General features: G+C 69.2%; 7 protein-coding genes. 2 read left to right on the forward strand and 5 right to left on the reverse strand.

Annotated elements, in window-relative coordinates; genetic code table 11:
• The first annotated feature begins 174 nt into the window (after positions 1–174).
• Positions 175–870, forward strand: a complete 696-nt coding sequence (locus tag VGD44_RS18925) for a GGDEF domain-containing protein (protein WP_331089929.1) — start codon at positions 175–177, stop codon at positions 868–870.
• Here the strand turns inward: VGD44_RS18925 and VGD44_RS18930 are convergent, their stop codons facing one another.
• From VGD44_RS18930 to VGD44_RS18940, 3 genes are read right to left on the reverse strand one after another with little or no spacing between them, the layout of a single operon-like run.
• A complete protein-coding gene (locus VGD44_RS18930; protein WP_331089930.1) occupies positions 871–1,086 on the reverse strand; it encodes a YdcH family protein in 216 nt (71 codons plus the stop codon).
• A gap of 13 nt (positions 1,087–1,099) precedes the next feature.
• The gene (locus VGD44_RS18935) at positions 1,100–1,543 is read right to left on the reverse strand and encodes a TIGR02444 family protein (RefSeq protein WP_331089931.1); all 444 of its coding nucleotides are present in this window, start codon (positions 1,541–1,543) and stop codon (positions 1,100–1,102) included.
• A 2-nt stretch (positions 1,544–1,545) separates the two neighbouring features.
• Positions 1,546–2,145: a UbiX family flavin prenyltransferase gene (locus tag VGD44_RS18940; RefSeq protein WP_331089932.1), complete on the reverse strand. Its 600-nt coding sequence runs from the start codon at positions 2,143–2,145 to the stop codon at positions 1,546–1,548.
• Between the two features lie 120 nt (positions 2,146–2,265).
• Here VGD44_RS18940 and VGD44_RS18945 point away from each other — a divergent pair, with 120 nt between their 5' ends.
• A complete protein-coding gene (locus VGD44_RS18945) occupies positions 2,266–2,439 on the forward strand; it encodes a YdcH family protein (RefSeq protein WP_331089933.1) in 174 nt (57 codons plus the stop codon).
• A 152-nt stretch (positions 2,440–2,591) separates the two neighbouring features.
• Here VGD44_RS18945 and VGD44_RS18950 read toward each other — a convergent pair whose 3' ends face one another.
• Both VGD44_RS18950 and VGD44_RS18955 read right to left on the reverse strand, forming a co-directional pair.
• Entirely contained in the window at positions 2,592–3,284 is a 693-nt protein-coding gene (locus VGD44_RS18950; protein ID WP_331089934.1) for a DUF1013 domain-containing protein, read from the reverse strand.
• Between the two features lie 123 nt (positions 3,285–3,407).
• Positions 3,408–3,980, reverse strand: a 573-nt coding sequence (locus VGD44_RS18955; RefSeq protein ID WP_331089935.1) for a calcium-binding protein, incomplete at its 5' end; no start/stop codon positions are given.

Raw genomic sequence — 3,980 nt, forward strand, 5'->3', positions numbered from 1 at the left:
TCGGATCGGCTGCCCATGATGATGGCGACAGGCGCGCTCATTGCGATGCGTAATCCTAGAGGGGGTGCCGGAAGGGCGCGGAGTATAGGCGCCGGCTTTGCCGGCACAATGCAGAGCGGTTAGATTCCCTTAACCGCCGTAACGTGGAATGCCGTTAACCCTTCCGGAAACCCGATGAAGATCACCGGCGCCCGCAACGAACCGATCCGCCCGGAGCGCCGGCGCACGGACGCGCCGGGAGCTGCGGCGGCCGTCGGTGCGACCGGTCCGGTGGATCAGGTCAGCTTCCTAGGCATTCCGCGCGCCGAGATGACGCCGGCCGTCCAGGCCGCGCTCGAGGCCCTGATCGGTGAGCTGGACGCGCTGAAGCGCGAAGTGGGCGCGCTGCGGGCCCGCCTCACCGAGGCCGAGGGCCTGGCCGATCGCGACGCCCTGACCCCGGTGCTCAACCGCCGCGCCTTCGTCCGCGAGCTGGGCCGTGCGACCACCTTCTCGGGCCGCTACGGCTTCGCGGCCAGCCTCGTCTACTTCGACCTCGACGGCTTCAAGGCCCTGAACGACCGCCTGGGCCACGCCGCCGGGGACGCGGCGCTCAAGGCCGTGGCCGAGCAACTGACCGCGAGCGTGCGCGAGAGCGACCTCGTGGGCCGGATGGGCGGCGACGAGTTCGCCGTCGTGCTCGTCCAGGCCGACCAGGCCACCGCCGAGGCCAAGGCCGCCGTTCTGGCGGCCGCCATCGAAGACGCCGCCACCGGCCTCAAGGTCAGCTACGGCGTCCGCGAGCTCACCCCAGGCGCCGACCCAGAGGCCCTCATCGCCGAAGCCGATGCCGCCATGTTCGCCGCCAAGCGGGTGCGCAAGGCGGGATAGCTAGGCGATGATGTCGGGGTTCAGGAAGTCCTCGATCCGGGCCATCTCGTCCTTCAGCGCCAGCTTCTTGCGCTTCAGCCGGCCGATCACGATCAGGTCGGGCACCGCGCTCGCGGCCAGGGCCTGGATGGCGGCGTCCAGGTCGGCGTGATCCTGGCGCAGGTCCGCGAGGCGGGCTTCCAGCGCCTCTTCGGTGAAGGTCGAGTAGTCGATCATGTACGCCACGTTCCTAGCCCAGGGCCGCGGCCAGTCGGGCGAGCGCGTCCGCGGGCGCGGGCTTGTCCCACGCCTTCGAGGCGGCTTCCAGGGCCTCGAGGGCGTGCGCGCCGGCGCGGCCCCTTGTCAGGCCCTCCAGCGTCTCGAGCAGCAGCCGCTCGGCCGCGAGCTCGACGGCCTTCACCTCTTCGCGCAGCTCCTGGCGCGCGCCGTCGCCGAACGGCGGCAGCGGCGCCTTGAGCGCCCGCCGCACCTCGCGCAGCGGCTTCAGCGCCGTCGCGTCCCAGGCGCGGGCGGCCTCGGCGGCGCGGGCCAGCACGAGCGGATCCTTCACCTCGGCATAGACCGCCCACAGCAGCAACGAGGTGTTCTGGCCATGCTCGTCCTGCAGCTTGAGGCAGGCCTCGGGTACGCCGGGCTGCGCATAGGCCTCGAGCGCCCACTCCCAGATCGCCATGGTCAGGTCCCGCCCTTTACCGGGCCCACATCGAGACCCCACCGCTTCACCGGAGTCCAGGCCAGGCCGAAGAGGTCCAGCGCGCGGCCCACGGACTGGTCCACGACCTCCTCCAGCGACTGCGGCTTCGCGTAGAACGCCGGCAGCGGCGGGGCGATGATCGCGCCCATCTCGGTCAGCTTCACCATCGTGCGCAGGTGGCCCAGGTGCAGGGGCGTCTCGCGCACCATCAGCACCAGCGGCCGACGTTCCTTCAGGGTGACGTCGGCGGCGCGGGTCAAGAGCGAGGCCGTCACGCCGGTGGCGATCTCGCTCATGGTCCTGACCGAGCACGGCGCCACGATCATGCCCAGTGTCTGAAACGAGCCCGAGGCGATCGAGGCGCCCACGTCGCCCACCTTGTGCGCTACATCCGCCATCGCCTGGACGTCGGCGACCGAGAGCTCGGTCTCCTGGTCGAGCGTCAGCGCCGACGAGCGGCTCATGACGAGGTGGCTTTCGACGCCCAGCTCGCGGCAGGCGGCCAGCGCACGCAGGCCGTAGACGATCCCGGATGCGCCCGAGACGCCCACGATCAGGCGCGCCTTCTCCGACCCGCTCATCGTCGACGCATCCCCCACTCGCCCCGCGGTTCCAGCGGGAGCTGCAAACATATGTGATCTGACAGCGGCGGGAAGCGGGTGTTCACTCGGCAACTGTCCAAATGAGAGGAGGCTCTACGCATGGCGCTAGATGCCCGGATCCGCGAGCTCGGATCCCGTCACCAGTCCCTGGAACAGGCGATCCAGGACGAGATGAGAAGGCCCTACGCCGACGACCTCAAACTCAAGGAACTCAAGCGACAAAAGCTCAGGCTGAAGGAAGAGATCGAAACCCTCCGGGGCCAGATGCACTGACAGCCTTTCCCTCCCTTGATGGGGAGGGACAGACCGCGCAGCGGTCAGGGTGAGGGAGTGTGGAGCAATCTCCCGCGCCCGCGCCTTGACGCTGACTGCCTCACCCGGCTCGCCTTTGGCGAGCTGTCCCTCCCCATCAAGGGAGGGAAATCCTAGTCTTCGTCCTCGTCGCCGTGATCGTCGTCGGCGAAGACCGATTCAGCGGTGTGCTCGACTTCGTCCTCTTCGTGGTGCTCTTCGACCACCACGCCGGTCTCGGCCGCCGGGCGCAGGGTGGCGCCTTCAGGCTCGACGATGCCGCGGCGCGCGTCGTCCTTGGCCTTCTTGTCGGCCGCCTTCCTCACCACGGCGTCCAGCTCGAGCTGGGTGGCGAGGCCCAGCGTCACCGGATCGACCGGCTTGATGTTGGCCGAGTTCCAATGGCTGCGGTTGCGCACCTGGTCGATGGTGGCCTTGGTGGTGCCCAAGAGGCGCGCGACTTGGCTGTCCGGCACTTCCGGGTGGTTGCGGATGAACCACGCGATGGCGTCCGGGCGGTCCTGGCGGCGCGACACGGGCGTGTAGCGCGGGGACTTCTTGACCGGCTTCAGGAGCTCGGCGTGCCGGCTCTTCTGGGCCTTCATGCGGTAGTTCGGGTTCTTCTCGGCCGCGTCCAGTTCGTCGCGGCTCAGCTGGCCGTTGGCGATCGGGTCGGCGCCGCGGATGTCGCGCGCCACTTCGCCGTCGGCGATGCCTTTCACCTCCAGCGGGTGCAGGACGCAGAAATCGGCAATCTGATCGAAAGTGAGCGAGGTGTTGTCCACCAGCCAGACGGCGGTCGCCTTGGGCATCAGGATCTGGGTCATGGTCTAGCCTTGATCGGCCTGTTTCGGCCTGGTCTCGAAAACGAAGGCGCCCGGCCTTTCGGCCGGGCGGTGAGGTCTTCCATATAGGCCGGATAACGGCGGCTGGAAACGGGATTGTTCGCTTCAGGCGCCGAAGATCCAGCCCTCGCCCAAGGCGCCCATGTCGACGCCCACCAGGATCAGCTGGTCGTCGGGATTGCCCATGGTGACCACGGTGTCCGCGCCCACCTGCGCCACGCTGAAGACCGTGCCGGGTTCGAGGAAAACCCGGTCCCCCTCGGCGAGGTTGAAGTCCAGCACGCGGTCCATGCCGGCGCCGGTGAAGCTGTGGAACAGGTCGGCGCCCGAGCCGCCCGTCACGGTGTCTGAGCCGCGGTCGCCGGCGAGGAAGTCCGCGCCCGCGTCGCCCTGCAGGCTGTCGTTGCCCTGGCCGCCCCGCACCGTGTCGGCGCCGTCGCCGCCGAAGCAGAGGTCGTCGCCGATGTTGCCGTAGACGATGTCCGAGCCCTCGTTGCCGTAGAGGACATCGTTGTCCTTGCCGCCCACGACCCAGTCGTCCCCGAGCCCGCCGGTCTCGGTGTCGGCGCCCATGTTGCCCTGCAGGTCGTCGAACGACGAGCCGCCCACGATCGAGTCGTTGCCCTCCTCGCCGCGCAGGTAGCTCGTGCCCGACCCGCCCTCGATGGTGTCGTTGCC

Source organism: Phenylobacterium sp., from assembly GCF_036402295.1.
Classification (GTDB): Bacteria; Pseudomonadota; Alphaproteobacteria; order Caulobacterales; family Caulobacteraceae; genus Phenylobacterium.

Bases quoted from the DNA above. Each gene is read 5' to 3' on its own strand.
- VGD44_RS18925 (WP_331089929.1), top strand. From the start codon at position 175: ATGAAGATCACCGGCGCCCGCAACGAACCGATCCGCCCGGAGCGCCGG.
- VGD44_RS18930 (WP_331089930.1), bottom strand. From the start codon at position 1,086: ATGATCGACTACTCGACCTTCACCGAAGAGGCGCTGGAAGCCCGCCTC.
- VGD44_RS18935 (WP_331089931.1), bottom strand. From the start codon at position 1,543: ATGGCGATCTGGGAGTGGGCGCTCGAGGCCTATGCGCAGCCCGGCGTA.
- VGD44_RS18940 (WP_331089932.1), bottom strand. From the start codon at position 2,145: ATGAGCGGGTCGGAGAAGGCGCGCCTGATCGTGGGCGTCTCGGGCGCA.
- VGD44_RS18945 (WP_331089933.1), top strand. From the start codon at position 2,266: ATGGCGCTAGATGCCCGGATCCGCGAGCTCGGATCCCGTCACCAGTCC.
- VGD44_RS18950 (WP_331089934.1), bottom strand. From the start codon at position 3,284: ATGACCCAGATCCTGATGCCCAAGGCGACCGCCGTCTGGCTGGTGGAC.